This window comes from Nocardioides sp. CPCC 205120, from assembly GCF_048654585.1.
GTDB lineage: Bacteria > Actinomycetota > Actinomycetes > Propionibacteriales > Nocardioidaceae > Nocardioides.
Window position 1 is genome coordinate 697,697 of record NZ_JBMCYY010000001.1, and the last position, 26,390, is coordinate 724,086.

A 26,390-nucleotide genomic window follows, 5' to 3' on the forward strand; every position below is an offset into this window, starting at 1 on the left:
GGGGAGTGCGTGCTCAGGCGCTCTGGATCGCCGAGACGTCGAACTCGAGCTTGACCTTCTCGGAGATGAGGACGCCGCCGGTCTCGAGCGCGGCGTTGTAGGTGAGGCCCCAGTCCTTGCGGTTGATGGCGACGCCGCCCTCGAAGCCGATGCGCAGGTTGCCGAACGGGTCGCGGGCCGAGCCGGTCTGCTCGAGCTCGACGGTGACGGACTTCGTGACGTCCTTGATCGTGAGGTCGCCGGTGACCAGCCAGGTGTCGGCGTCCTCGCGCTCGACCTTGGTCGAGACGAAGGTGATGTTCGGGTACTTCTCGGCCTCGAAGAAGTCGCCGGTCTGCAGGTGACCGTCGCGGTCGGCGTTGCCGGTGTCGATGCTGGCGGCCTTGATCGTCAGCGCGACCGTCGAGGCGGCCGGGTCGGTCGTGTTGATGGTGGCGGTGCCGTCGAACTCCTTGAAGGAGCCGCGGACCGTCGTCACCATCGCGTGGCGCACGGAGAAGCCGAGGCGGGTGTGGGTGACGTCGAGGGCGTAGGAGCCCGTGATGTCGTCGACGGCGGTGGTGGGAGCGTCGAACGTCTGCTCGGCCGGGGCCGAGTCCTTGGTGCGGCTGAAGATGCCCATGGTGCTGTCCTCCGAAGAAGTAAGTTGAACTTTCAATGAGGACTGTACGGGCATCTACTTGCAGAGTCAACCATCGGTCGGGCGGGCAGCTCTGTGACGGTCGGCACGTCAGGACGCAGCAGAGCCGCCACCCCGGGGGGATGGCGGCTCTGCGGGGCCGTCCGGAGGACGGTGGGCGCCGGGTGGCGCGTGAGTGTCCGGCTGTCAGGCGGCGGCGGGTCGGGCGACGGCCGTCGAGGCCGAGGTCCAGCGAGCCTCCATGCGAGCACGGCCGGACGCGTCGACGACCTTGGTCCAGGTGAGGACGAGGCCGTTGCGGTGGGTCGACGTCGAGTAGAGCATGAGACACCTCCTGTTCACTTTCCGTTTACCCAAAGTAGCGCACCGATCGATGGATCGGTAGTCGTCGACTGAGATTTCTGCCGGAATCCCCGTGGTCACGCTCCACCTGGGCCCAGGAATGCGTACTGATCGTCGCCCGGCGCTCCACTTCCGGAGCCGTTCCGGGGCTCGGCGAAGGTGAACGAAGGGTGAATGCGGAACCCTCCGATCTCCGCCGCGCGGGGGTGGTCACCGCCGCGCGGGCCGACCTACGGTGAGGCCGGTGCCGCTCGGGCGCCACCGATCGCCGGCACCCTCGGGAGGAACCATGGCGACCTCACCTGTCCGCACGCCCGCACGACGTCGTACCCGGGGGTGGGTGGCGCTGCCCGCCGCCGGCGCCCTGGCCGCGGGGCTCGCCCTCGCCGGCGCTGCCGCCCCGGTGGGCGCCGACCCGGGCCCGGCGCCCACGGCGGCCGCGTTGGCCGCCGGCGGCTCGTACGTGGCCCTCGGCGACTCCTACTCCTCCGGCACGGGCACCCGGCAGTACCTGGCGGACGGCACCCAGTGCCTGCGCTCCGTGCACGCCTTCCCGTCGCTGCTGGCCTCCGCCGGCGGCTGGGACCTCGACTTCCGCGCCTGCTCCGGTGCCGTCGTCGCGGACGTGCGCGCCAACCAGCTCGGGGCGCTCTCCGCCGCCACCGACCTCGTCACCCTCTCCGTGGGCGGCAACGACGCCGGCTTCACCGACGTCATCACCGAGTGCGCGCAGCCGGGGTGGATGAGCGACTGCGACGCCGCCATCGACGGTGCCCAGGCCTTCATCGGCTCGACGCTGCCCGCGCGGCTCTCGGGGCTGTACGCCGAGGTCGACGCCGCCGCGCCGAACGCGGACGTCGTCGTCGCCGGCTACCCCCGGCTGTTCCAGGGCGAGGACTGCGACCTCCTGACCTTCATCTCGCCCGCGGAGATGACGCGCCTCAACGCCACCGCCGACCAGCTGAACGCCCGCACGGCGGCCGCCGCCCGGGCTGCCGGCTTCCGCTTCGTCGACCCCACGGCCGCCTTCACCGGCCACGCCGTCTGCGACGAGCCGGCGTGGCTCAACGGGCTGGCGTACCCCGTCGTGGAGAGCTACCACCCGAACACCCTCGGGCACGCGCAGGGCTACGTGCCGCTCGTCTCCGCCGCGGCCACGGGCAGCGCGCTCGCGGTCACCCCGGAGGTCGTCGCCGACGCCGAGGCGCACGCGGGGACGTACGTCGCGCAGCAGGCGCCGTACGCGGCGTACGACCGCACCATCGCGCCGCGGGTCGTCGAGACGGCGCCCCTCCACGCGGCCCAGCGGGCGATCGCCGACGGGACCGCGGACCCCGCGGCGGAGTGAGCGCGGGGGAGATCCACGTCGCAGCAGGGAACTTGTGCGACCCCTGTGCACGTTCTTCTCCCCGACGACGCCGTGCGGCGCGGCGACCGGCCGGTCGCCGCGCCCACGTGCACCACCGCAATGCAGAAGGAGTCCGTCCATGGAGGTCACCCCGCTGATCTGGGGCCTCACCATCGCCGTCATCGCCGGCTTGCTGCTGTTCGACTTCTTCTTCCACGTGCGCAAGGCGCACATCCCCACCCTGAGGGAAGCAGCGATCTGGTCGGCCATCTACGTGGGCCTGGCGATCGTGTTCGGCTTGTTCGTGCTCTGGAACTGGGGTGGCCAGTACGGCGGTGAGTACTTCGCCGGCTACATCACGGAGAAGGCGCTGAGCGTCGACAACCTGTTCGTGTTCCTCGTGATCATGGCCAGCTTCAAGGTGCCGCGCGAGGACCAGCAGAAGGTGCTGCTCTTCGGCATCGTGTTCGCCCTGTTCGCCCGCACCGCGTTCATCCTCGTCGGCGCGGCCGCGATCAACCAGTTCAGCTGGGTCTTCTACCTCTTCGGCGCGATCCTGCTCTACACGGCGGTCTCGCTGCTGAAGGAGGACGACGACGAGGGCGGCGAGGAGGCCGACAACTTCGTCATCCGCCTCGCGAAGCGCTTCTTCCACACCTCGGAGCACTACGACGGCGACAAGCTGTTCACCGTCGTGGACGGCAAGAAGATGCTCACCCCGATGCTGCTCGTCATGGTCGCCATCGGCGGCACGGACCTGCTGTTCGCGCTCGACTCGATCCCCGCGATCTTCGGCCTCACGCAGGAGACCTACATCGTCTTCGGCGCCACGGCGTTCTCGCTCATGGGTCTGCGCCAGCTGTACTTCCTCATCGACGGCCTGCTCGACCGCCTGGTCTTCCTGTCCTACGGCCTGGCGATCATCCTGGCGTTCATCGGCGTCAAGCTCTTCATCCACGCCCTGCACGAGAACGAGCTGCCCTTCATCAACGGTGGCGAGCACGTGACCGCCATCCCGGAGGTCAGCATCGCGATGTCGCTCAGCGTCATCCTCGGTGTCCTCGCCGTCACGGTCATCGCGTCGCTGCTCAGCCCCAAGGGCAAGGCGGAGTCCACGATCAAGGCGGCGAAGGCGGCCGCCGACCACTACCTCGACGGCACCTACACCCACGACGTCGACGAGCACGAGCGCCAGTTCGGCATCGTCGTCGCCAAGCAGCAGCAGATCGACGACCTGCCGGAGAAGCACCGCCCGACCGCGCAGGAGCGCGCGGAGCTCGACGAGCTGTTCGCCCGGGTGCACGCGGCCCGCGGCGGCACCGCCACCGAGGGCGGTCGCACCCGCGACTGACCCGCCCGGTCCGCCGGTCACGCACCGGCTGCACCACCGCACCACCCGCACCGCACCGACGGCCCCCGGCTCCCGAGCCGGGGGCCGTCGGCGTACCCGCGGTCGTGCGCAGCCGTTGTGCGCAGCGCCCGTTGGCGGGGTTCGGCGCGAGTGGCACGCTGACACCCATGAGCGCTCTGCCCGACGACCTGTTCGTCCCCCAGCTCCACATCGGCGGCACGTGGCGTGACGCCGAGGACGGGGCCACCTTCGACGTGCTGGACCCCGCCGACGAGTCCGTGCTCGCCAGCGTCGCGGACGGCACGGCCGGCGACGCCGTGGCCGCCCTCGACGCGGCGGCCGGGGTGCAGGAGGAGTGGGCGCGCTCGGCGCCCCGCGACCGCGCCGAGATCCTGCGGGCCGCCTTCGAGGCGATCACCGCGCGCAGCGACGACTTCGCCCGGCTGATCAGCCTCGAGATGGGCAAGCCGCTCGGCGAGGCCGCGGGCGAGGTGGCGTACGGCGCGGAGTTCCTGCGCTGGTTCTCCGAGGAGGCCGTGCGCATCCACGGTCGCTGGATGGGCGCCCCGGCCGGCGGGTCCCGGCTGCTGACGGTGAAGAAGCCGGTCGGCCCCTGCCTGCTCATCACGCCCTGGAACTTCCCGATCGCCATGGCCACCCGCAAGATCGCGCCGGCGATCGCCGCCGGCTGCACGATGGTGGTCAAGCCCGCCGCGCTGACGCCGCTGACGACGCTCGCCGTCGCCAAGGTCCTCGAGGAGGTCGGGCTGCCCGCGGGCGTGCTCAACGTGGTGACGTCGACGCACTCGGCGGACGTCTCCGAGGCGCTGATGGCCGACGAGCGGCTGCGCAAGGTGTCGTTCACGGGGTCCACCCCGGTGGGCAAGGTGCTGGTGCGCCAGTCGACCGACCACCTGCAGCGCCTCTCGATGGAGCTCGGCGGCAACGCACCCTTCCTCGTCTTCGAGGACGCCGACCTCGACGCGGCCGTCGAGGGCGCCGTGCTGGCCAAGATGCGCAACATGGGCGAGGCCTGCACCGCCGCCAACCGGTTCCTCGTGCACGAGAGCGTCGCCGACGAGTTCAGCCGCCGGCTCGCCGAGCGTCTCGGCGCGATGCGCGTGGGCCGCGGCCAGGACGACGGCGTCGACGTCGGCCCGCTCGTGCAGGCCTCCGCGGTCGAGGACGTCCACCAGCTCGTCACCGACGCAGTGCACGACGGCGCCCGGGTGCTGGTGGGCGGCGAGGCGCCCGACGGCGCGGGGTACTTCTACCCGCCGACGGTGCTCGCCGACGTGCCCCACGAGTCGGCGATCGTGAACACCGAGATCTTCGGGCCGGTCGCGCCGATCTCGACCTTCACCGACGAGGACGACGCCGTGCGCCGGGCCAACGCCACCGAGTACGGCCTCGCCTCCTACGCGTTCACCCGCGACCTCGACCGCACCATCCGCCTCGCCGAGCGCCTCGAGGCCGGGATGCTCGGCATCAACACGGGCCTGCTGTCGAACCCCGCCGCCCCCTTCGGCGGCGTCAAGCAGTCGGGCTTCGGCCGCGAGGGCGGCTTCGAGGGCATCGAGGAGTACCTCGAGACCACCTACGTCGGGATCTCGACCGGGGGGTGAGCCGGAGGGTGGCGGGTTCCCCGGTGCACCGGGGAACCCGCCACTTCAGGGTGCAAACTTCCCACCGGAAGTGGCGGGTTGCGGTGTCAACCCTTCGACGGGTACGCCGTGGCTCGCCGCCGAGCGCCGCTCCCGTCAGTGACCGCCGGCGCCGATCGCGGCCATCTCCTCGCCGAGCAGGTCGGCCGAGCAGGCCGTGGCGGCCATCTGGCCCGCCGCCAGCGCGAAGATCACGGACGCCATCGGCATCGGGAAGACCGAGCGGTGGGCGAGGTCGCCCCCGGCGTACACGCCCGCGACGCTGGTGCGCCCCATGTCGTCGATCTCAACGCAGCCCGACGGCAGCAGCTCGAGGTTCAGCTGGGCCGCGAACGGCGCCGACTGGCGGAAGGTCGGGGCGAGGAGCACGCCGACGGCGTCGATCTCGGAGCCGTCCGACAGCACGACGCGGGCGCCGTCGCCCTGCCGCTCGAACCGCTCGACCTTCGCCTCGACAACGGCGGCATCCAACGCCGCGAACACCGTGCGGGCCTCGGGGTCCACCTCCTCGCCGTTGGCGAGCACGGTGATCTCGCCCGCGATGCCGCGCATGAGCCCCACGGCGTGGCTCATCTGCTTCGCGGCGCCGAGCACCACCAGGTGGCCGTCGGAGAACTCGTGACCGTGGCAGAAGGGGCACTGCGCGGCCGCGGTGCCCCACAGCTCCGCCAGCCCGGGCACGTCGGGCAGCTCGTCGGTGAGGCCGGTGGCGAGCACGACGCGCTTGGCGCGCACGGTGCTCCCGTCGTCGAGGGTCGCGGTGAACCCGCCGACGACGTCGCCCTCGATGGTCTGGACGGTCGCCTCGCGGATGACGACGTCGTACTCGTCGAGCTGGGCGCGGGCCTGGGCGCGGAACTCCGCGGGCGGCCGACCGTCGTGGGTGGCGACGTTGTGCATGTGGTCGACCTGGGCGTTGCGGTAGCTGCCGGAGTCGACCAGGGTCGTGCTGCGGTGGATGCGGCCCAGGGTGAGGGCCGCCTGGAGGCCGGCGGGGCCGCCGCCGACGACGAGCGCGTCACGGATCTCGGACATGGTGCTCCTTCTCGGTTCAGGACTTGTGCAGGTCACCAGCGTGTGACTTCATGTCGACATGAAGTCAAGCCCGTGGTGGAGCATCGGAGACGTGGCAAGCCGTTTCGATCTCGGTACCCACGTGCTGAGGTTCTGGGAGGACGAGGGCCTGCTGATTCCCGAGCGGGACGGTGCCGGCCGGCGCCGGTACGGCGAGGCCGACGTGGTGCGGGTGGCCGCCATCGTGCGGAACAAGGCGGCGGGGATGTCGTTGGAGCAGATCCGGATCCTGCTCGACAGCGAGGCGGAGGGCCGGCAGGCGGTGCTGCAGGCGCACCTCGACGACATCGCCGCGCGCATGCGCTCGATGGAGCTGTGGCGGGCGATGACGGAGCACGCGCTGCGCTGCCGCGCGCACGACGTCACGAACTGCCCGCGCTACAAGGCGTTCCTCGCCGACCTGCTCGACGACAGCCGGCCGCGTCCCACGCTGCCGCCCGAGCCGACCGCACAGGAGCTCGCCGACGTCGCGCAGGAGCGCCACGACGGATGACGTCCTCCCCCGGCCACGACAGGACCCGGGGGGCACCGAAGACTTCTCTCCGTTGAGGTCTACCGGGGGAACGGCGACGGCCGCAAAGGCATGCAGGAACTCGGCGGCACGTCGAACGAGGTGACCGCACCCCCTCGGCGCAGACGGAGGAGGTTGTTCGCGGGCGAGCCAGGAGCGCGCGTGAGTCGGTGCATGGGCGCGGCGGGCTCCGTCACCGCTGCGGTGGCTGGTGCTCCAGGCCGAGCGTCGCCGCGATGTCCGCCAGGCACCGCTCGTAGAGCACCTCCATGTCGGGCAGTGCGTAGGACAGCTGGCCCATGGCCTCCATGGCGATGTGGCCGTAGATGCGCACCCAGGTCTCGAGGAACAGCAGGGCACCCTCGGCCGGCAGGTCCACGCCGGTCCAGGCCAGGTAGCCGTCGAGCCGCGGCCGCAGGTCCGGTGGGCAGGGCGCCTGGCGCTCCAGGACGCCGGGGCGGCTCGCGAGCTGGCGCACGAACTCGCCGAGGAAGATGGTGCCGAACCGCTTGCCGCCACGGTGGGCCGGATTGTCGTCGGTCCAGTCCTGCCGCACGAGCGGCGAGGAGAACAGCAGGGCGAACTCGTGGTGGTTGGCGAGGGCCCAGAGCCGCAGCTCGCGCGCGGCGGCCAGGAGCCCGGAGCCGTCGGGCGCGACCACCACGGCCTCCAGCTGGTCGCACAGCTCGTCGTACACCCGCCCGACCACGTGGTCCAGCAGGTCCGCGACGCTGGTGAAGTGCCGGTAGATCGCCGGCCCGCTGACACCGAGCTCCCGGCCCAGGCCGTTCGTGGTGATGGCACGGGCGCCCTCGGTGTGCAGGACCTCGCGCGCGCGCTGCGAGATCACGTCCGGGGAGAGTCGCGGGGAGCGCGTCCCCGATGTCACTGCTCGAGCCACCCACTCATCGTAGGAGGCGGCCCGGGTCGGCCGCCCAGGATTCCTCGCCGATCGGCGCATCAGGGGCCACGGTGCTCCCGGGCGCGGGTCGCTCGTATCGCACGTCGTCCATCAGTACTTCTCCGATCCGCTCGCGACAAGGGGTGACGAGCACTGGTTAGACACTGTAACGTTCCAGACGTTACACGGTCTAACACAACGCGACGAGAGGCAGGGAGATGCGGACGACAGCGGCACTCATTCAGGCAGCGAGGTGGCCCGTCGTGGGCTTCGCGCTGCTGGTCACGATCGTGTGCTCCGTCTGGGGCCCCGGGGTCTTCGGCGAGGTGCGGACCGCGGGCAGCTTCGTCGTGGCCGACAGCGAGAGCGAGCGGACGGCCGAGCGCGTCGCGGACCGCTTCCCCGAGAGCGATCCCGACGTGCTCGCCGTGCTGAGCCCCACGGACGGCGCGAGCGCGGAGGACCCCGGGGTCCGGGCCGAGGTGGAGGCGTGGGCGGACGCCCTGCCCGAGGACGCCGTCCGCAGCGTCGTCACGCCGTGGTCGGCGCCCGAGGGCGGGCCGGACCCACGGCTCGTCGCGGACGACGGCACCCAGCTCGTCGTGCTGGTCACGATGGCGGGCGCGAGCGCCCAGGAGCGCAACGACGACTTCGTCGCCCTCGCCGAGGACGCGACGTCGGACGCGTTCACCGTGCAGTACGCCGGCGCGGTGCCGACCGAGGCGGCCGTGGGCGAGCAGAGCAAGAAGGACGTCACGAACGCGGAGATGTGGTCGATGCCGCTGCTCTCGGTGCTCCTGATCGTCGTGTTCGGCAGCGTGGTGTCGTCCCTGCTGCCGGTGCTGATCGCCGGCGCGGCGACGATGGGCTCGTTCGCGGCCCTCCGCCTGATCGCCGGCGTGACCGACGTGTCGATCTTCGCCGTGACCATCGCGAGCATCCTGGCGCTCGTGCTCGCCGTCGACTACGGCCTCATCGTCGTCTCGCGCTACCGCGAGGAGCTGGCCAGGGGCCGGCGCGGGGTCGACGCGCTCGAGGCCACGCTGCGCACCGCCGGGGAGACGGTGGCCGTGTCCGGGACGCTGGTGGCGGTCTCGTTGTCGGTGCTCCTCCTCTTCCCCCAGGACTTCCTGCGCTCGATGGCGTACGGCGGTCTCGCGACACTGGCCGTCGCGCTCGCGTTCGCCCTCGTCGTCCTGCCCGCGTTCCTCGCGATCCTCGGCCCCAAGGTCGACGCCCTGCGCGTGCCGGGCCGGCTGCGTCGCGACCCCGCCGAGCGGGGCTCGACCGGGCTGCTCGCCGTCGTCGCCCGGGCGGTGATGCGCCGACCGGTGCTGACCCTGCTGGTCGTGGTGATCGCCCTGACGCCGCTCGTCGCGCCGGTGCTCGGCCTCAAGCTCGGCAGCGTCGACCACCGCGTGCTGCCCCCCTCCGACGCGGTGCACCAGGCGGCCGAGGACCTGGAGGACGGCTTCAGCGGCATCGACCCCCGCCCGCTCACGGTGCTGGTCGACGGCGCGGAGGTGGCACCGGCGTACATCGAGGAGCTGGAGGGCGTCGACGGCGTGAGCGGGGTGGACGTGGCGGGCGTCGACGACGACGGCCACTACCTCCAGGTGCACCTCGAGGACGACTGGCAGAGCGCGGGCGCGGAGGACGCGGTGGCCGACGTGCGTGCCCTCGACCCCCCGGCCGGGGCCGAGGTCGGCGTCGGTGGGGCGTCGGCGGAGATGGTCGACCAGCTCGACGCCATCTACGACCGCGCGCCGATCGCACTGGGCCTGCTGGTGCTCGCGGTGTTCCTGCTCCTCTTCGCCGCGTTCCGCTCGGTGGTGCTCCCGCTGAAGGCGATCCTGCTCAACACGCTGTCGGTGGCCGTCGCGCTGGGCGTGATGGTGTTCGTGTTCCAGGACGGCCACTTCTCCGACCTGCTCGGCTTCACCGCGACCGGCACCCTCGACCCGTCCAACCTCATCCTGGTCTTCTGCCTGCTCTTCGGGCTGTCGATGGACTACGAGGTGTTCATGCTGGCGCGCATCAAGGAGCAGTACGACGCCACCGGTGACAACGAGCAGGCCGTCGCCACAGGTCTGCAGCAGAGCGCAGGCCTCATCACCGCGGCGGCCGCCCTGCTGCTCGTGGTGGTCGGCGCCTTCTCGTTCGCCGGGATCTCCTTCATCCAGATGATCGGCGTGGGGATGCTGGTGGCGATCACGGTGGACGTGCTGCTCATCCGCACGCTGCTCGTGCCGGCCACCATGCGGCTCATGGGCTCCGCCAACTGGTGGCCGGGCGGGCGCCGGGCGGGTGGGACGTCCTCCGCGCCGCCCGAGGTCCCGGGAGGCACCGACCCCCGGGACGGGACACGGACCGGGACGCAGACCGGGACGCAGACCGGGACGCAGACCGGCGATCGCGAGAAGGAGCTGGCCACCGGTTGACCCGACGGCGGGGCGGCCCCGCCCCGCCGCTCCCCACGAACGACCGCGGACGTCATGCGAACCGGAGGCCGAGGGCCACCGGACGCATGACGTCCGCGGGGTGGTGGTGCGGTGGAGCGCCGAGCTGGTGGTGACGCGTGGGGGCGGGGCCCAGCCGGGTCAGTGGTCGGTGGTCTCGCCCGGCACGGTCTCGCCGCGCAGGCCGAGACCGTCGGCCGCCTGGCCCACGGAGCGCTTGATGAGCGCATCCAGGTCCAGGCCGGTGCTCGTCTTCAGCATGTTGAGCGTCTCGACCATGTTGGCCGTGACCTGCTTGGGCAGGGCGCCGGCGCCGTCGGTCGACACGACGGTGAGCTGGTCGATCGCGCCGATCGGGGCCGCGACCTCCTTGGCGATCTGCGGAAGCACCTCGATGAGCATCTGCAGCACCGCGGCGTCGTTGTAGTGCGCGAACGCCTCGGCACGCTTGTCCATCGCCTCGGCCTCGGCCTGGCCGACGGCCAGCACCGCGGCGGCCTGGGCCTCGCCCTCGGCGCGGACGGCCTCGGCCTCCGCCACACGGCGGGAGCGCTCGGCCGCACCGCGGCGCTCGCCCTCGATGGCGCCGGCCTCGGCGAGCGCGGCGCGGCGGGCCTTCTCGGCCTCACCGGAGAGCCGGACCTCCTGGGCCTTGGCCTCGGCGGCCGCGATGGTGGAGGCCTTGCGGGCGTCGGCGGCGGCGATCTCGGCGGAGCGCCGGGCCTCGGCGTCCTGCTCGACGCGGTAGCGCTCGGCGTCGGCCGGCTTGCGCACCTTCGTCTCCAGCTCGCGCTCGGTCAGCGCGGCCTGCCGGACGGCGACCTTCTCCTGCTCGAGGAGGATGGCCTGGTCCTGGTCGGCCTGGGCGAGCGGGCCGGCCGCGGCCGCGCGGGCCTGCGCGGCGTCCGTCTCGATCTTGATCTCGGCCTGGCGCAGCGCGAGGGCGCGCTGGGAGACCGCGATCTCCTCCTCGGCCGCGATCCGCGCCTGCTCGGCGGCCCGGCGGGCGTTGGCCTCCGCGATCGACGCCTCCTGGCCGATGCGCGCGGCCTCGGGACGACCGAGGTCGGCGAGGTAGGAGCCGTCGTCGGTGACGTCCTGGATCTGGAACGTGTCGAGGATGAGGCCCTGGCCCGTCAGCGAGTTCTCCGACTCGTCGGCCACCCGCTGGGCGAAGGCCGCGCGGTCGCGGATGATCTGCTCGACCGTGAGGCCGCCGACGATGGAGCGCAGCGCGCCGGCGAGCACCTCCTGGGTGAAGGGCTCGATGTCGCCCTGCTGCGACAGGAAGCGCTGGGCGGCCAGCCGGATCTGGTCGGCGTTGCCACCGACCTTGACGATGGCCACGCCCTCGACGTTGAGCTTGATGCCCTGGCCGGAGACGGCGCCGCGGATCTGCACCGAGATGCGCCGCGACGACAGGTCGAGGTTGCCGAGCTTCTGCACGAACGGGATGACGAACACGCCGCCGCCCATGACCACCTTCTGGCCGGACAGGTCGGTGGTGAGCTCCCCGGTCTCCGGGTTGATCACCGCCTTGCCCTTGCGGCCGGTGACGATGAACGCCTCGTTGGGGCCGGCGACCTTGTAGCGGCTGGTGATGAGCAGCACCAGCAGCACGAGCAGGACGACGAAGCCGATGATCGGGGTCAGGACCGGGTCCATGGGGATGGGCCTCTCAGTGGTGGGCGGAGCGGTCGTGCGGGGGAGCGGTGGTGCGGGTGGTGCTGGGGGTCAGGTGAGCTCGTCGTACGTCGCGGCGACGGTGACGGCGGTGGGCGACAGGACACCGGTGACGTGCACCGCGGTCCCGGCGGGCAGGGCCCGGTCGGCCTGGGCGTTGTAGCGCAGCACGTGGCCGCCGCGGCGGACGGTGATCGCGCCGTACCCGCTCTCGGGGATGGCGGTCACGACGGTCGCGTCCCAGCCGACGGCGTCGCGGGCGCCTGGGGTCGCGTCGGTGCCGCCGGTCTTCACGAGCCGGGTGAGCCACGCCGCGAACCAGCCGACGACCAGCCCGGCGGCCACGCCGACGAGCGAGGAGGAGAGCTGACCGAGGCCGAAGGCCTGGGCGGTCGCGCCGCCGAAGCCGAGCGCGGAGACGAAGCCGCCCAGGGCGGCGGTGGAGAACCAGTCGCCGGCGAGCGCCTCGATGTCGAAGAGGTCACCGAGGACGAGGGAGAGGAGGAGCACGACGGCGCCGCACAGTCCGATCACCAGGAACGGCGTCACGGGCGCCTCCTCCGGATGTTCGCGGGCACAGGCTCGATGGGCGGGGCCACCGTCACCCTCTCACGACGGGGACGGGTGGCGCTGCCGGTACCGGGCGAGCGGTGGAAAACCCGTTGGCCGGCGGGCGCCCACGGCGTACCGTCGGGTGCACCATGGAGCTCTGACGACGCCCCCGATCGCGCTGCGGCCCCGCCCGCGCGGTCGATCCCCGACCCGGACGGACGCGTCGTCATGCCTGCCCACTCCTCCCTGCCCGCCCTCCGCTCGCTCGGCGGCGATCTCGCCGAGCTGACCGCCCCGCTGGCGCCCCTCGTGGCGCACGGCGTCGTGCGCTCCTACCCCGGCCGGGCCGGCGGCCCCGTGCTCGACGGCGTCGACGTCGTGGCCGCCCCCGGCACCCGTCTCGGCCTCATCGGCGAGAACGGCTCCGGCAAGTCCACGCTGCTGCGCGTGCTCGCCGGCCTCGACCGCCCGGACGCCGGCACGGTCCGGGTGCCCGCCGACGTCGTCCACCTCGCCCAGGAGCCCGACCCCGGCGCCGGCACCGTCGGCGACCTCCTCGACGACGCCCTGCGCCCCCTGCACGCGGCCGTCCGGCTCCTCGAGCGCCTCGCGGTGGGCCTCGCCGCCGACCTGCCGCCGGAGGCGGCGGGCGAGGTGGGGGCGGCGTACGACGCCGTGCTGGCCTGGGCGACCCACCACGACGCCTGGGACGCCGAGCGCCGCGTCGAGGTCACCGCCACCACGCTGGGCGTGGCCGACCTCGACCGGGCCCGCCCGGTCGCGACGCTGTCGGGCGGGCAGCGCACGCGGCTGGCCCTGGCCGCGGCGCTCGTGCGGCGCCCCGCCTGCCTGCTGCTCGACGAGCCGACGAACCACCTCGACGCCGAGGCGCTCGACCTCCTCGAGACGTCGCTGGTCGAGCTGCCGGGCGTCGTCGTCGCCGCCAGCCACGACCGCACGTTCCTCGACCGCGTCTGCACCGACCTCCTCGACCTCGACGCCGGGGCGCTCGGCGCGGACGGCCGCGGCGGGCGGCGCTTCGGCGGCGGCTTCAGCGACTACCTGGCCCACCAGACGGCGGTGCGCCGCCGCTGGGAGGAGACCTGGCAGCGCCAGCAGGACGAGATCGCCGACCTGCGCGCGCGCACCCGCGTCGACCTCGCCAGCATCGCGCCGGGCCGCGGCCCCACCGACAACGACAAGTTCATCCACGCCTTCAAGGGGGCGAAGGTCGAGCGCACCCGCGCCCGGCGCGTCCACGACGCCGAGCGGCGGCTCGAGGTCGCCGAGCGCGAGGCCGTGGCGAAGCCGCCGCGGCCGCTGCGGTTCGCCGTACCGCTCACGGGAGGCGGGACCGCGGGCACCGACGCGTCCGCCGGTGCGGGTACGACGGGAGGCGGCGTCGCGGTCGCCGTGCGGGACCTGCGGGTCGACGGCGAGGGCGGCGGGGCCGGTCGGCCGCGGCTCGTGCTCGACCGGCTCGACGTCGCCACCGGTGAGCACCTCCTCGTCACGGGACCCAACGGGTCGGGCAAGACGACGCTGCTCGACGTGCTGGCCGGGCGGCTGGCCCCGGACGCGGGCCGGGTCGACGTGCGGGCCCGCCGCGTGCGGCTCGTCGCGCAGGACCCCGACGTCGGGCCGCCCGACCGCACCGCGCGGGCGGCGTACCGCGACCTCGTCGGCCCCGAGGCGGCCGAGCGGGTACCGCTGCGCTCGCTGGGGCTGCTGCACCCGCGCGACCTCGGCACCCCGGTCGGCGCCCTCAGCGTCGGCCAGCGGCGCCGGCTCACGCTGGCGGTCGCGGTCGCCGCTGCCCCCGACCTCCTGCTGCTCGACGAGCCGACGAACCACCTGTCGCTGCGCCTGGCCGGCGAGCTGGAGGAGGCGGTCGGCGTCGCCCCGGGGACCGTCGTCGTCACCTCCCACGACCGGTGGCTGCGCGCCCGGTGGACCGGGCAGCGGGTGGGGCTCGCCGCGCCGTACCCGACCACCTGACCGACCCCCCTCGATCCGGGCCGAGGTCGACACGCGGGCGTCACGCGGGCGTGGCAGGCTGGGAGGCATGTCGACCGCGCACCCCCAGGGCACTCCCGGACCGCCCACGACGGTCATCCTCTTCGGCGCCACCGGCGACCTGTCGCGCCGCAAGCTGCTGCCTGGTCTGCTGCACCTGCGGCGCACCGGCCTGCTGCCCCACGTGCAGATCGTGGGCACCTCGCTGGACCCGCACACGCGCGAGACCTTCGTGGAGTTCGCGCACGACGCGATCCGCGAGTTCGCCTCCGACGTGACCGAGGGGGAGTGGGACGACTTCGCCAAGCGGCTCTACTGGGCCCCGGGCGGTACGGCGGAGTCGCTGCGGGCCGCGGTCGCGGAGGCCGAGTCGGAGTGCGTCGAGCCGCAGCACCGGCTGCACTACCTGTCGGTGCCGCCCAAGGCGGCGATGGCGGTCATCCACACGCTCGCCGAGGCGCAGCTGGTGGAGCGCTCGCGCGTGGTGATGGAGAAGCCGTTCGGCGTCGACCTCGAGAGCGCGAAGGCCCTCAACGCCGCCGTGCACGAGGTGTTCGAGGAGTCGCAGGTCTTCCGCATCGACCACTTCCTCGGCAAGGAGGCGGCGCTCAACATCCTGGCGTTCCGCTTCGCCAACGGCCTGTTCGAGCCGGTGTGGAACCGCAACATGATCGACCACGTGCAGATCGACGTGCCGGAGCGGCTCGGCCTGGAGCAGCGGGCGTCGTTCTACGAGTCCACCGGCGCCTACCGCGACATGGTCGTCACGCACCTCTTCCAGGTGCTCGCGTTCACCGCGATGGAGGCGCCGACCGCGCTCGACCCGCAGTCGATCACGGAGGAGAAGGGCAAGGTCTTCCGCTCGATGCTGCCGATCCACCCGGAGGACGTGGTGCGCGGGCAGTACCTGGGCTACCGCGAGGAGCCCGGCGTCGACCCGGAGTCGGAGACGGAGACGTTCATCGCGCTGCGCTGCTACGTCGACAACTGGCGGTGGGCGGGCGTGCCGTTCTACCTGCGCACCGGCAAGAAGCTCGCCGAGGGCCAGCGGATCATCTCGGTGGCGTTCAAGGAGCCGCCCAAGTCGATGTTCCCCGAGGGCTCGGGGATCGGGCAGCACGGCCCCGACCACCTGACCTTCGACCTCGCCGACCAGGCCAAGGTCAGCCTGTCGTTCTACGGCAAGCGGCCGGGCCCGGGGTTCCGCCTCGACAAGGTGTCGATGCAGTTCTCGGTGGAGGACACGAACTGGGCGGGCTCCGTGCTGGAGGCCTACGAGCGGCTCATCCTCGAGGCGACGAAGGGCAACCACACGCTCTTCACCACCGCCGAGGGCGTCGAGCGGCTCTGGGAGATCTCGCAGCCCCTCATCGACTCCCCGCCGCCGGTGCGGCCCTACGAGCCGGGCACCTGGGGACCGAACCAGATCCACCAGCTCATCGCCCCCCGCGCCTGGCGCCTGCCGTTCGAGCGCAGGTGGCGGGAGCGGAACGCCGAGCACGACGCGGACTGACCGGCGCGGACCGGCGCGGACCGGCGCGGACCGGCGCGCCGGCCGAACGGGTCCGTCCCGCGCGGCGTGAGGAACGCCCCGACGGGGTAGGGAGCGCGCCGGAGCGAGGAGGGGACCCCGTGGAGATGCGCACGTTCACCCTGACGGCAGGGACGTCGGACAAGTTCTGGTCGATCGGCGTCGAGGGCGCCGACGTGACCGTCCACTACGGCCGCAACGGCACGAAGGGGCAGGTCACCCGCAAGACGTACGCCGACCCGGCGGCCGCCGCCGCGGAGGCCGCGAAGCAGGTCGCGGCGAAGGAGAAGAAGGGGTACGTCGAGGGCGCGGCCACCACGGGCACCGCGCTGCCGGCGCCCCGCCCGCCCGCCGTACCGGACCCGCCGGCGCCCGCCGTACCGGACCCCGGGACGTCATCCGTGCCGAGCGCCCCGACCCACGGTGGGGATGACGTCCGCCCGGACGCCGCGCCGGACGCCGCGCCGGTCGCCGCACCCGACGCCACGCCCGCCACAGCGCCTGCCGACCTCGGCGTGCTGCTGACCCGCACGGAGGAGGCCGCGCTGCCCGTCGGGCGGCCGCTCGACTCGCTGGAGGTGCCCGAGCCGCCGCGGGACGGGCCGGCGACGGCGAAGCACTGGGAGGCCTGGCAGCGGGCGAACGCGGTGGTGGACACGAGCTACTACGCCCGCATCGAGACCTACCTGCTCCCGCCGGTCGACGGGGTCCCCGACCGGCGGACGGCGGCGTGGTGGGTGGCGTTCGAGTGCGACCGGGTGCCGCAGATCGCCGTGGACAGTCGCTGGGTCCCCCTGACGTGGGAGCAGTGGGCCGCCCAGGAAGCCGCCGAGCGGTCGCGGGTCACGGCCATGGACCTCGACCTGCCGGAGCGCCGTCGCCGCGCCCGGGCCGCCGCGAGCGACCCCGACGCCCCGCTCCCGCCCCGCGCCTGGGTGGGCCACGACCTCCCCGACGGGCTGCGGGTCGCCGCCTGGATCGCGCTCGGCGGGCTCGCGGCCGCCTTCGACGTGGACGCGGCGGTCGCCGGAGACCTGCGGGCGGGCGACGTCCCCGCGCTGCGGGCCCTCGTCGTGCCGCAGCTGGCCCCGGCCGACGTCGAGCGGTTGCGCGCGGCCGCTCGGTCGCCGGAGACCCCGCTCCGCACCCGGGTCGTGCTGAGCGCGCTCGTGGCCGAGCCCGACGAGCACGCCGCTCTCGTCGCCGCCGTCGGGCCCGACGCCGTCGTCGAGCAGCGCCCGCCGCGGACGCTCGCCTCCGGCCGGTCGGTGGGCGCCGACGTGGGCCTCCACGACGCCGTGCTGGTCGCGGCCGCCGTGGCCCTCCCCGACGCCGAGAGCCGCGCGGAGCTCTGGGACGGCGTGGTCGACCTGCTGACCTCCCTCGGCGAGACCGAGCAGCTCCGGGGGCGCCGCCCGCCCGGCGCCCTGGAGCTGGAGCTGTTCGGCACCCGTGCCCTGGCGGTGGCGGTCGACCGGGTGTGCGCGGAGACGAACGCGGAGCGCGCCAACTTCGAGACCCGCCCGCTGCTCGCCCGCCTCTCCGGCGCGGGCGCGGTGCCCTTCGTGCTGCGCCTGGCGACCGACTCGAAGGCCGTCGTCGCCGCCCGCGAGTGGCTCGTGGCGCACGCGGGCGCGCTCGCGGCGTACGACGGGCCCCTGTCGCGCGGTCAGCTGCGCGCGCTGGAGTCGGTCGTGCGCGAGGTGCTCGCGACGGCCCCCGGCGCGCTCGCCGTCGCACTGGCCGACGCCCGGCACCCCGACGTCGCGGCGCTCGTCGCCCGCGTCGGCGACGAGGCGGCCCTGCCCGTGCTCGGGGCCGACGGCGGCCTCCCCGCGTGGTGGAACGACGCCACGGCCGCCGAGGAGGCCACCCCGGTGCCCGACGGGCCGCTCAAGCTGCCGGCGCGGCTCCCGGCGTACGCCGCCGCGCTGCCCCCGCTGCGGGTCGCCGACGCCCGGCTGGACGACGAGCAGGTCGCGGCGGTGCTGTGGTCCGCGCTGCGCAGCGCCCGCGACGAGACGCTCGCGCCCCGCCCGCTCGTCGCGGCGGTGCGCGAGCGGATGAGCGGGCCGGCCCGGGACGCGATCGGGCTCGGCCTCCTCGAGGGCTACCTCGGGGCGGGGGCGAAGGCGCCGGACAAGGCGGTCTTCCTCGCCGCCGGGTTCCTCGGCGCCGACGGTCTCGTCCTGGAGCTGGCGCCGCGGGTGCGGGCCTGGCCCGGCGAGAGCCAGCACCAGCGGGCCGTGACCGGCCTCGACGTGCTGGCGGCCACCGGGACGACGTCGGCGCTGCAGGCCATCTCGGGGATCGCGGCCAAGTCGAAGTTCAAGGGCGTGCAGAAGGCCGCGCAGGAGTCGCTCGCGCGCCTGGCCGCGCTCCAGGGCCTGACCGTCGACGAGCTCGAGGACCGCGTCGTGCCCGACGGTGGCCTCGACGAGCGGGGCGTGCGGGTGCTCGACTTCGGTCCGCGCCGGTTCCGTGTCGCGCTGAGCCCGCAGGGCGGGCTGGTCGTCACGGCCCTCGACGCCGACGGCCGCCCGACCGGCAGGCCCCGCACGGCCCTGCCCGCGCCGAACGCCGGGGACGACGCCGACCTGGCGGCCGCCGCGAAGGCCGAGTTCACGCTGGCCCGCAAGCAGCTGAGCGACCTCGCGAAGATCCAGACCGTGCGCCTCGAGAAGGCGATGGTCACGGGTCGGCGCTGGCCGGTCGCCGACCACCGGGCGTACGTGGTCGAGCACCCGGTGCTCAACTCCCTCGTCCGGCCGCTCGTGTGGGCCGTCGAGCCCGGGCAGGCCGGGCCGGCCGGGTCCGGCGGTGCGCCGGTGCTGGTGCGCGTCACGGAGGACCGCGAGTACCTGACGATCGACGAAGAGCCGTACGACGCGCCCGACGGCGCCACGGTCACGCTGGCCCACCCGCTCCACCTGGCCGACGACGTGCGGGACGCCTGGCGGGCGCACCTCGCCGACTACGAGCTCGTGGCCCCCGTCGACCAGCTCGACCGGGCGACGTTCGGGCTGCCCGACGGGCAGCGGCCCGGCAGCGACTTCGCCGGCCTGCCGCAGGGACGCATCAACCCCGGGACCCTCGTCAGCACCCTGGAGCGGATGGGCTGGGTGCGGGGCACGCCGGCCGACGCGGGCGTCATCGGCACCCTGAGCCTGCCGTTCCCCGACCGGGGGCTCGAGGTCGTCGTCGAGATCCGCGACGGCCTGTGGACGGGGATGATCCACGAGTCCGGTCCGCAGGAGGTCACGGAGGCCGGCGTCTTCGCCCTCGGCGGGGGTGCGCGCTGGTACTACGACACGCGGGGCGCCCACGACTGGACGACCGTCGACCCGATCGTCGTCTCCGAGGTGCGCCGCGCGTTCGCCGCCCTGCAGGAGAAGGTGGAGGGGTGAGCGCAGCCACCGTCCCGCCCGGCCCCGACCGGGTCCAGCGGCCCTCCGCCGAGACGCTGCACGCCGCCGAGCTCGTCCGCCTGCGCGAGCGCGACGCGGCGACGGGGGCCACCGTGCCCGACGGGTGGGCGCTGGCGCCGCGCAGCGTCGTCGACTTCGTGCTGGGCGACGCGGGACGCCCCGACGGCCTGGGCCTGCTGCCGAAGTTCGTGGGCGAGCGGGCGTTCGTCGAGCGGTGCGTGGTGGCGCTGGCCACCGACCGCGGGCTGATGCTCGTGGGCGAGCCGGGCACCGCGAAGTCGTACCTGTCGGAGCTGCTGGCCGCCGCGGTCTCGGGCGACTCCACCCTCACGATCCAGGGGTCGGCCTCGACGACGGACGACGCGATCAAGTACTCGTGGAACTACGCGCTGCTGCTGGCCCAGGGGCCGGGGCCGGAGGCGCTCGTGCCCGCCCCCGTGCACCGGGGCATGAGCGAGGGCAAGGTGGTGCGCTTCGAGGAGATCACCCGCTGCCCGATCGAGACGCAGGACTCGCTGCTCTCGGTGCTCTCCGACCGGGTGCTCGTCGTGCCCGAGCTGTCCGACCCCCACCGCGTGCTGCACGCGCGGCGCGGGTTCGCCGTGCTGGCCACCGCCAACATCCGCGACCGCGGCGTCAACGACATGAGCGCGGCGCTCAAGCGGCGGTTCAACTTCGAGACGGTGCAGCCGATCCGCGACCCCCGCCGCGAGGTCCGGCTCGTGCAGCAGCAGAGCGACGCGATCCTCGCCCAGGCCGGGATCGCGAGCGGGCTGCCGGCCGACCTCACCGAGGTGCTGGTGACGCTGTTCGGCGAGCTGCGCACCGGCCGGACGGAGGCCGGTGCACCCGTCGAGCAGCTGTCGACGGCGATGTCGACGGCCGAGGCGGTGCAGGTCGCGGTGACCACCGGGCTCCAGGCCGCGTGGTTCTCCGACCGGCCCCCGCACGGCGGCCACCTCGTCGAGGCGCTGCTCGGCACGGCGCTGAAGGACTCCGAGGAGGACCGCTCGCGGCTGCGGGGCTACCTCTCCCGCGTGGTGAAGGGCCGCCCCGGTCGGTGGGAGGAGCTGTACGCCGCGCGGGACCGCCTCGATGGCTGACCCCGACGGACCCGACGGACCCGACGGACCCGGGGAGCCCGACGCGCCCGACCGGCCGGACGCGCGCGACCTGCTCTGGGTGCCGGTGCGCCACCACTCGCCGGCGGCGGCGCTCGCGGTGCGCGACCTGGTCGCGGCGTACCGGCCCGCGGCCGTGCTGGTCGAGGGCCCGGCCGACTACACGCGCATCGACCAGCTGCTGCTCGACCACCGCCTGCCCGTCTCGCTGATGGCGTGGCTGCGTTGGGAGCCGGAGGACGACGACGAGCACCCGGTGCTCGCCCACGCCCTCTACCCGTTCGCGCGGTTCAGCCCGGAGTGGCAGGCGATCACGCAGGGCGCGCGGGCCGGGGCCGACGTGCGGTTCGTCGACCTGCCCTGGCACGAGCAGTTCTGGCTCGAGCAGCGCGGCCGCGACGAGGCGGCGGCGCTCCTGCCGCCCGACGAGGTGGGCGAGGCGTTCTACGACCGCCTCGCCGCCTACACCGGGCGCCACGACCTCAGCGCGGTGTGGGACGAGTTCGTCGAGGTCGAGCCCGACGTCGACGCGGCCACCTACCTGCGGCGGGCCGCGGTGCTCGGTGCCGGCATGCGGGCCGACGCCGTGGCCGGCGAGGAGCGCGACCGGCTCAACCGGGCCCGCGAGCAGCACATGGCGGCGGAGGTGCTGCGCGCCCGCGCGGACCACCCGTCGGGCGTGGTGCTCGTCGTCACCGGCGCCTTCCACACCACCGGGCTGCAGCGCCTGGTGGCGGCGGGTGCGTCGGCCCGGCCCCCGGCTCCGCCGCCGACGCACGTGCCGCCCGGTCGGCTGGAGTCGGGGCACGCGCTGCTGCCCACGTCGTACGCGGTCCTCGACGCCCACGCCGGCTACCTCGCCGGCCAGCCCAGCCCCGGGTTCTACGACCGGGTGTACGACGCGGGCCTGGCCCGGCGCGGTGGCGCCACCGACCGGGACGACGTCGCCGCCGGCCTGCTCGCCGAGTCCGTCACGGCCCTGCGCGGGGCCGGCGTGGTGGTCTCGGCCGCCGACGCGATCGCGGCGACCACCACCGCCCGGGGCCTCGCGGCCGTGCGCGACCACGCCCGCGTCTGGCGCGACGACCTGGTCGACGGGCTCACCTCCGCGCTCGTCAAGGACGTGCTCGTCGGCGGGGACCACGCGGCCGACGGCGGCCACCCGCTCGTCGGCCGGCTCCGGCACTCGCTGCGCGGCGACGCGGTGGGCCGGCTCGCGCCCGGCACCGACCAGCCACCGCTCGTCGCCGACGTGCTCGGGCGCTGCGAGGCCGCCGGGATCCCGCTCGAGCCGACCGCGCGGGTGGTCCACCTCGACCTCGACGACGCGGCCGACCGGCGGCGCTCCCGGCTGCTGCACACGCTGGCGGTGCTCGACATCCCCGCCGCTGTCCTCGAGCGGGACGCCACGACCGGTGACGCGGGACGCCCGACCGGGTCCGGCCGTCCCGGCGGCGCGCGGCCGACCGGTCGGCTCGGCTCGACCCAGGTCTGGCGGGTGCGCTGGAGCGAGCGGGTGGCGACCGCGTCGGTGACGGCGAGCCGGTACGGCGCGCTGCTCGACCAGGCGCTGCGGGCGCGGCTGGCCGAGGAGGCGCGCGAGGGGATCGCCGCGCTGACCGGCGTGCTCGAGGACGCCGTGCGCTGCGGCGTCGAGGACCTGCGCGGCGACCTCGCCGATCGCATCACCTCCGCCGTGCGCGCGACGGACGAGCTGCTCGACCTGCGCGACTGCCTCGGGCTGCTCCTGCGGCTGCACCGCTTCGACCGCTGGTACGGCGTCACCGGCCGCGCCGACCTCGGCGCGCTGCTCGTCGTCGTCGCCACGCGGGCGGTCGAGCTCGTCGAGCGGCTGCCGCCGGTGGGCGGCGGGGCGGCCGCGTCGTCCTGCGCGGCCGTGCTGCGCCAGGTCACCGAAGCCGTGCTCAGCTCGCCCGAGCTGCACGCCGCCGGGCTCGAGGAGCAGCTGCGGGCCGCCGTCGACGCGCAGCTCGGGGACGCCCGGGGCGGTGCGGCACGCCGTACCCGGCGGACGGCCGAGGAGCGGCACGCCCCCGAGGTCGAGGGGGCGCTCACCGGGGCGCGGTGGCTGCTCGACTCGGTGGTGCCCGCCGCCGACCGTCCGGGGGTCGGGCCCGCCGGTGCGCCGGACCCGGTGGCGACGGGCGCCTGGTACGCCGGACTGATGGCCGTCGCCGGGCACCTCGCGCTCGCGGCCCCCCAGCTGTTCGACCCGCTCGACGCCGCCCTGCGCGCCTGGTCGGCGGACGACTTCGTGCAGGCCCTCCCCGACCTGCGGCGCGCGACCGCCGAGCTCGTGCCGGCCGAGCGCCAGGCGCTGCTGCGCCACCTCGTGCCGACCGACGCCGTCCCGCTGGCCGCGCGGGCCCCGCTGCAGGCCGACCCGGCGGCGTTGGCCGCCCTCGTCGCGCGGGAGGCGGAGCTGTTCGGGCTCGTCGAGCGGCACGTCGGGCCGCTGGGGGCGCCGGTCGCACGCGGCGGGGACGCCGGATGAGCGCCGACGAGGGAGTCGGGGCCAGCGGGGGAGTCGGGGGCGTCGGGGGCGACGGCGAGGAGGCCGAGCGTCGACGGCGCTGGCGGCTCGTGCTCGGTCGCGCCGCCGAGCCTGCGCTGGGCGGGCTGGGCCCCGGGGACGCCCGGCTGGAGCGCACGCTGGACTTCCTCCACGGCCGGGACCCCGACGGCACCGGCGCCGGCAGCGGCAGCACCGAGGGCTCCGGTCTGATGACCACCACCGAGTGGATCAACGCGGTCCACGAGCTGTTCCCGCGCAGCGTGGCCGACCGGATGGTGACCGAGGCGATCGAGCGTCACGGCATCGAGGACGCCGTCACCGACCCCGTGTTCCTCGAGCGGGTCACCCCCAGCCCGGCGCTGCTCACCGCGGTCCTCGCGACCCGGCACCTCATGGACGAGCGGGTGCTGGCCCTCGCCCGCCGGGTGGTGGCCACCGTCGTCGCCGAGATGATGGAGGCCCTGGCGGCGCCCGTGCGCACGCCTTTCCGGGGCGCCCGCGACCCGCGGCGCCGCACCCGCCACCAGGTGGCCGCCAACTTCGACCCGCGGGCCACGGTGCGGGCCAACCTCAAGCACGTCGACCCGGCCTCGGGGCGGCTGGTGATCCGGGAGCCGCTGTTCGCGACCCGGGTACGCCGCGCTGCCGACCGCTGGCAGGTCGTCGTGGCCGTCGACCAGTCGGGGTCGATGGGCGAGTCCGTCATCCACTCGGCCGTGACCGCCGCGATCTTCCACCAGGTGGGCGAGCTGAGCACCCACCTCGTCGCCTTCGACACCGAGGTCGTGGACCTGACCGCCGACGTGGCGGACCCCGTCGAGGTGCTCCTGCGGGTGCAGCTCGGCGGCGGCACCGACATCGACCGGGCGCTGCGCTACTGCGAGAGCCTCGTGAGCGCGCCGCGCCGCGCCGTCGTCGTGGTCATCAGCGACTTCGTGGAGGGCGGCGACCCCTCGGGGATGCTGGGCACCGTCCAGCGGCTGACGGCCGCCGGCGTGACCGTGCTGGCGCTGGCGGCCCTGGACGCGGGGGGCCGCTCGACCGTCCCGCCGTCCACCGGCGCGGCCCTGGCCCGCCGCGGCGCGCACGTCGCCGCCATGACGCCGGACCGGCTCGCCGCCTGGGTCGCCGAGGTGGTCGCCGGGACGCGTCCGTCCGGCGCCGCCGAGCCGACCGGGCCGTCGGGCCCGTACGGCGGGGGCGACCGGTGATCCCCGACCTCGGCGGCCTGACGCCCGAGGTGCTCGTGGACCTCACCAACGTCGGCACGGTCCGCCGGGCCACCCGCGAGGTGGAGTCCGGCAGCGTGGCGCTCACGTTCACCGAGACCGACCACGGGCTCGAGGTCGCCGGCGACGACGGCACCCGCTGCCTCGTCGGCACCGGCCCGTTCGCCACCTGGACCTGCGACTGCCTCGCCGGCTCCGCGTGCCGGCACCTCGTGCGCGCCGTCCTCGCCTGGCGGGCGCGTGCCGAGGCGGAGCGCGGTGAGACGGAGCCCGCCCCGGCCGCGAGTCAGGCCGCGGGTCAGGCCGCGAGTCAGGCCGCGGGGCCGGCCGTCGCGCCGGCTGCTGCGCCGGTTGCTGCGCCGGTCGGGGTGGTCGAGGTGGTCGAGCCGCGGGTCCGGCGCGCGGCGGAGCGGCTGCGCGCCGAGCGGGGTCTCGTCGCCACGCTCACCCGCGGGACGCGGGTCGGTGTCGTGCTCCACGTGCCCGTCGAGCTGACCGTCCGGTTCGGTGCCGACGCGGACCCGCGCTTCGCGCTCTGCGAGTGCGGCCGCACCGGCTGCGCCCACGTCGACCACGCCCTCGCCGTGCTCGCCGCGTCCCCGGACTCCGACGGGCTGGTGGTCCTCGAGCCGACGGTCGGCGCCCCGGGGGACGGTGGGCCGGGGGTCGAGGGGCGCGCGGGCGTCGTACCGGACCGGCTGCGCGCCGACGCCGACGCCTGGTGGGCGCTGCTCGTCGAGCTGGGGCTGGGGGCGGCGGCCGAGCTGACGGGCTCCGCGGTGCGGCTGGCCGGGGACCTCGAGGCGGCGGGCCTGCCCCATCCGGCGGCCGTGGCGCGGGACCTCGCGGACCAGCTGACCCACCAGACGGCGCGCGACGCGCAGGTCGCCCCCGAGCGGCTCGTGCTGCTCGTCGGCGAGCTCGAGGCCCGGCTGCGCCGGCTCGAACGTGGTCCGGCCCCCGGTGGCGTGCCCACCGCGCTCGTGGCCGGGCAACCGCCCGTCGAGGAGACGACGCAGCAGCGTCGCCTCGTGGGGCTCGGGGCCGAGCACGCCCACGTGGGGGGCTGGAGCACGCTGCGGGTGCTCGTCGCCGACGTGCGCACCGGCAGCGTCCACACGCTGACGGCCGAGGCGGCCGACCGGGAGCAGGCGCCCGTCACGCCGCAGCAGCTGGGTCGTGCCAGCCGGGGCGGTGCGCGCCTCGTCGACTGGGCGCGGGGCGCGGTGGTGCTCCCGCCCAGCCGGCGCCGGGGCCACGAGCTGGTGGTGCCGCGCGGGCGGGTCGCCGTGCGGGCGACGACGACCCTGGAGGTGCCCGACGGCTCGCCCGTGCTGGCCGCCCGCTTCGCGGACCTCGCGCCGGTCGCCGACCTGCCCGCCGTCCTGGGCCCGCGCGCTCCGGTCGCGGGGGTCGCTGCGGCCCGGGTGGTCGCGGTCGAGGACGTGGACCTCGACCCGGTCCGCCGGCGGGTCCGGGCGCAGCTGCGCGACGCGGACGGGGCGACGGTGCTCGCTGACCTCGGCTGGGCGCCCCGTGCCGCCGGGGCCGCCGGCGCGATCGGTGCCGCCCTGCTCTCCGGCGAGGTCGACGTGGTCGCCGGTCGCTGGGTACGGCGCGCCGACGGCCTCGTCGTGCACCTCACCGCCGTCTGGGGCGCGGGCGGCGCCCTGGTGGGGCCGCTCGCGGAGCCGGCGGGACCCGGCGCCGAGCCCACCCCGACCTCCCCCAGGAGCTCGGGCACCGCCGACCCGTGGGACGCCCTGCGGGCCGCGGTCGTCGAGGCGCTCGGCCGCCTGCTCGTGCTGGGGGTGCGCAGGGGCGGCCCGGCCGCGACCCGCGACCTCCTCGAGGCGAGCCGGGAGGCCGAGGGACTGGGGCTGCTGCGGGTCGCCGACCTGCTGCGGACCGCGGCGGCCGCTCTCGGCGTACCGGGGGAGCGGGAGCGGGCCCTCGCCGACGTCGCCGTGCTGCTGGCGTTCGCGGAGTGAGCGGGGCGGGCCC

The 26,390-nt window shown here is 74.9% G+C and carries 18 protein-coding genes; 12 read left to right on the forward strand and 6 right to left on the reverse strand.

All coding sequences use genetic code 11. The features are described from left to right. Positions 1-13 precede the first annotated feature (13 nt). Positions 14-622 (reverse strand): YceI family protein, encoded by a 609-nt coding sequence (locus ACOACO_RS03275; RefSeq protein ID WP_420296290.1) that lies wholly within the window; start codon positions 620-622, stop codon positions 14-16. Between the two features lie 204 nt (positions 623-826). After that, the gene (locus ACOACO_RS03280; protein ID WP_277499474.1) at positions 827-964 is read right to left on the reverse strand and encodes a hypothetical protein; all 138 of its coding nucleotides are present in this window, start codon (positions 962-964) and stop codon (positions 827-829) included. Between the two features lie 307 nt (positions 965-1,271). On the opposite strand from ACOACO_RS03280, the gene ACOACO_RS03285 reads away from it, so the two are divergent. From ACOACO_RS03285 to ACOACO_RS03295, 3 genes are all read left to right on the forward strand, one after another. After that, complete coding sequence (locus tag ACOACO_RS03285) at positions 1,272-2,330, forward strand: SGNH/GDSL hydrolase family protein (RefSeq protein ID WP_420294819.1); 1,059 nt, start codon at positions 1,272-1,274, stop codon at positions 2,328-2,330. Between the two features lie 139 nt (positions 2,331-2,469). Beyond that, positions 2,470-3,681 carry a TerC family protein gene (locus tag ACOACO_RS03290; protein ID WP_420294820.1) on the forward strand — a complete coding sequence of 404 codons (1,212 nt, stop codon included), beginning with the start codon at positions 2,470-2,472 and terminating at the stop codon, positions 3,679-3,681. Between the two features lie 167 nt (positions 3,682-3,848). Continuing rightward, positions 3,849-5,306 carry an NAD-dependent succinate-semialdehyde dehydrogenase gene (locus ACOACO_RS03295; protein WP_420294821.1) on the forward strand — a complete coding sequence of 486 codons (1,458 nt, stop codon included), beginning with the start codon at positions 3,849-3,851 and terminating at the stop codon, positions 5,304-5,306. Between the two features lie 135 nt (positions 5,307-5,441). Here ACOACO_RS03295 and ACOACO_RS03300 read toward each other — a convergent pair whose 3' ends face one another. Next, a complete protein-coding gene (locus ACOACO_RS03300) occupies positions 5,442-6,380 on the reverse strand; it encodes an NAD(P)/FAD-dependent oxidoreductase (protein ID WP_420294822.1) in 939 nt (312 codons plus the stop codon). 91 nt (positions 6,381-6,471) lie between these two features. Here ACOACO_RS03300 and ACOACO_RS03305 point away from each other — a divergent pair, with 91 nt between their 5' ends. Further along, positions 6,472-6,912 carry a MerR family transcriptional regulator gene (locus ACOACO_RS03305; protein ID WP_420294823.1) on the forward strand — a complete coding sequence of 147 codons (441 nt, stop codon included), beginning with the start codon at positions 6,472-6,474 and terminating at the stop codon, positions 6,910-6,912. A 211-nt stretch (positions 6,913-7,123) separates the two neighbouring features. Here ACOACO_RS03305 and ACOACO_RS03310 read toward each other — a convergent pair whose 3' ends face one another. Beyond that, the gene (locus ACOACO_RS03310) at positions 7,124-7,780 is read right to left on the reverse strand and encodes a TetR/AcrR family transcriptional regulator (protein WP_420294824.1); all 657 of its coding nucleotides are present in this window, start codon (positions 7,778-7,780) and stop codon (positions 7,124-7,126) included. 314 nt (positions 7,781-8,094) lie between these two features. On the opposite strand from ACOACO_RS03310, the gene ACOACO_RS03315 reads away from it, so the two are divergent. Next, a complete protein-coding gene (locus ACOACO_RS03315) occupies positions 8,095-10,272 on the forward strand; it encodes an MMPL family transporter (protein WP_420294825.1) in 2,178 nt (725 codons plus the stop codon). Between the two features lie 159 nt (positions 10,273-10,431). On the opposite strand, the gene ACOACO_RS03320 is transcribed toward ACOACO_RS03315, so the two are convergent. Both ACOACO_RS03320 and ACOACO_RS03325 read right to left on the reverse strand, forming a co-directional pair. Then, complete coding sequence (locus ACOACO_RS03320) at positions 10,432-11,955, reverse strand: flotillin family protein (protein WP_420294826.1); 1,524 nt, start codon at positions 11,953-11,955, stop codon at positions 10,432-10,434. A 69-nt stretch (positions 11,956-12,024) separates the two neighbouring features. Continuing rightward, positions 12,025-12,522: an NfeD family protein gene (locus ACOACO_RS03325; RefSeq protein ID WP_420294827.1), complete on the reverse strand. Its 498-nt coding sequence runs from the start codon at positions 12,520-12,522 to the stop codon at positions 12,025-12,027. A 231-nt stretch (positions 12,523-12,753) separates the two neighbouring features. Between ACOACO_RS03325 and ACOACO_RS03330 the strand changes: the two genes are divergently transcribed. The 7 genes from ACOACO_RS03330 (at position 12,754) to ACOACO_RS03360 (ending at position 26,377) form a co-directional block, all read left to right on the forward strand. Further along, positions 12,754-14,523: an ABC-F family ATP-binding cassette domain-containing protein gene (locus ACOACO_RS03330; protein ID WP_420294828.1), complete on the forward strand. Its 1,770-nt coding sequence runs from the start codon at positions 12,754-12,756 to the stop codon at positions 14,521-14,523. A 67-nt stretch (positions 14,524-14,590) separates the two neighbouring features. Continuing rightward, entirely contained in the window at positions 14,591-16,054 is a 1,464-nt protein-coding gene (gene zwf, locus ACOACO_RS03335) for a glucose-6-phosphate dehydrogenase (protein WP_420294829.1), read from the forward strand. 125 nt (positions 16,055-16,179) lie between these two features. Then, on the forward strand, positions 16,180-19,479 hold the full coding sequence (locus ACOACO_RS03340; protein WP_420296291.1) for a DUF4132 domain-containing protein: 3,300 nt from the start codon (positions 16,180-16,182) through the stop codon (positions 19,477-19,479). Next, positions 19,476-20,603: an ATP-binding protein gene (locus ACOACO_RS03345; protein WP_420294830.1), complete on the forward strand. Its 1,128-nt coding sequence runs from the start codon at positions 19,476-19,478 to the stop codon at positions 20,601-20,603. The genes ACOACO_RS03340 and ACOACO_RS03345 overlap by 4 nt, the downstream gene beginning before the upstream one ends. After that, positions 20,596-23,136, forward strand: a complete 2,541-nt coding sequence (locus ACOACO_RS03350) for a DUF5682 family protein (protein ID WP_420294831.1) — start codon at positions 20,596-20,598, stop codon at positions 23,134-23,136. The genes ACOACO_RS03345 and ACOACO_RS03350 overlap by 8 nt, the downstream gene beginning before the upstream one ends. Further along, entirely contained in the window at positions 23,133-24,368 is a 1,236-nt protein-coding gene (locus ACOACO_RS03355) for a VWA domain-containing protein (protein WP_420294832.1), read from the forward strand. Before ACOACO_RS03350 ends, ACOACO_RS03355 begins: the two co-directional genes overlap by 4 nt. Beyond that, complete coding sequence (locus ACOACO_RS03360; RefSeq protein ID WP_420294833.1) at positions 24,365-26,377, forward strand: hypothetical protein; 2,013 nt, start codon at positions 24,365-24,367, stop codon at positions 26,375-26,377. The genes ACOACO_RS03355 and ACOACO_RS03360 overlap by 4 nt, the downstream gene beginning before the upstream one ends. The last annotated feature ends 13 nt before the right edge of the window (positions 26,378-26,390 follow it).

Coding starts and splice junctions, on each gene's coding strand:
- ACOACO_RS03355 (WP_420294832.1), top strand. CDS start 23,133: ATGAGCGCCGACGAGGGAGTCGGGGCCAGCGGGGGAGTCGGGGGCGTC.
- ACOACO_RS03330 (WP_420294828.1), top strand. CDS start 12,754: ATGCCTGCCCACTCCTCCCTGCCCGCCCTCCGCTCGCTCGGCGGCGAT.
- ACOACO_RS03350 (WP_420294831.1), top strand. CDS start 20,596: ATGGCTGACCCCGACGGACCCGACGGACCCGACGGACCCGGGGAGCCC.
- ACOACO_RS03295 (WP_420294821.1), top strand. CDS start 3,849: ATGAGCGCTCTGCCCGACGACCTGTTCGTCCCCCAGCTCCACATCGGC.
- ACOACO_RS03280 (WP_277499474.1), bottom strand. CDS start 964: ATGCTCTACTCGACGTCGACCCACCGCAACGGCCTCGTCCTCACCTGG.
- ACOACO_RS03320 (WP_420294826.1), bottom strand. CDS start 11,955: ATGGACCCGGTCCTGACCCCGATCATCGGCTTCGTCGTCCTGCTCGTG.
- ACOACO_RS03275 (WP_420296290.1), bottom strand. CDS start 622: ATGGGCATCTTCAGCCGCACCAAGGACTCGGCCCCGGCCGAGCAGACG.
- ACOACO_RS03285 (WP_420294819.1), top strand. CDS start 1,272: ATGGCGACCTCACCTGTCCGCACGCCCGCACGACGTCGTACCCGGGGG.
- ACOACO_RS03340 (WP_420296291.1), top strand. CDS start 16,180: ATGCGCACGTTCACCCTGACGGCAGGGACGTCGGACAAGTTCTGGTCG.
- ACOACO_RS03300 (WP_420294822.1), bottom strand. CDS start 6,380: ATGTCCGAGATCCGTGACGCGCTCGTCGTCGGCGGCGGCCCCGCCGGC.
- zwf (WP_420294829.1), top strand. CDS start 14,591: ATGTCGACCGCGCACCCCCAGGGCACTCCCGGACCGCCCACGACGGTC.
- ACOACO_RS03290 (WP_420294820.1), top strand. CDS start 2,470: ATGGAGGTCACCCCGCTGATCTGGGGCCTCACCATCGCCGTCATCGCC.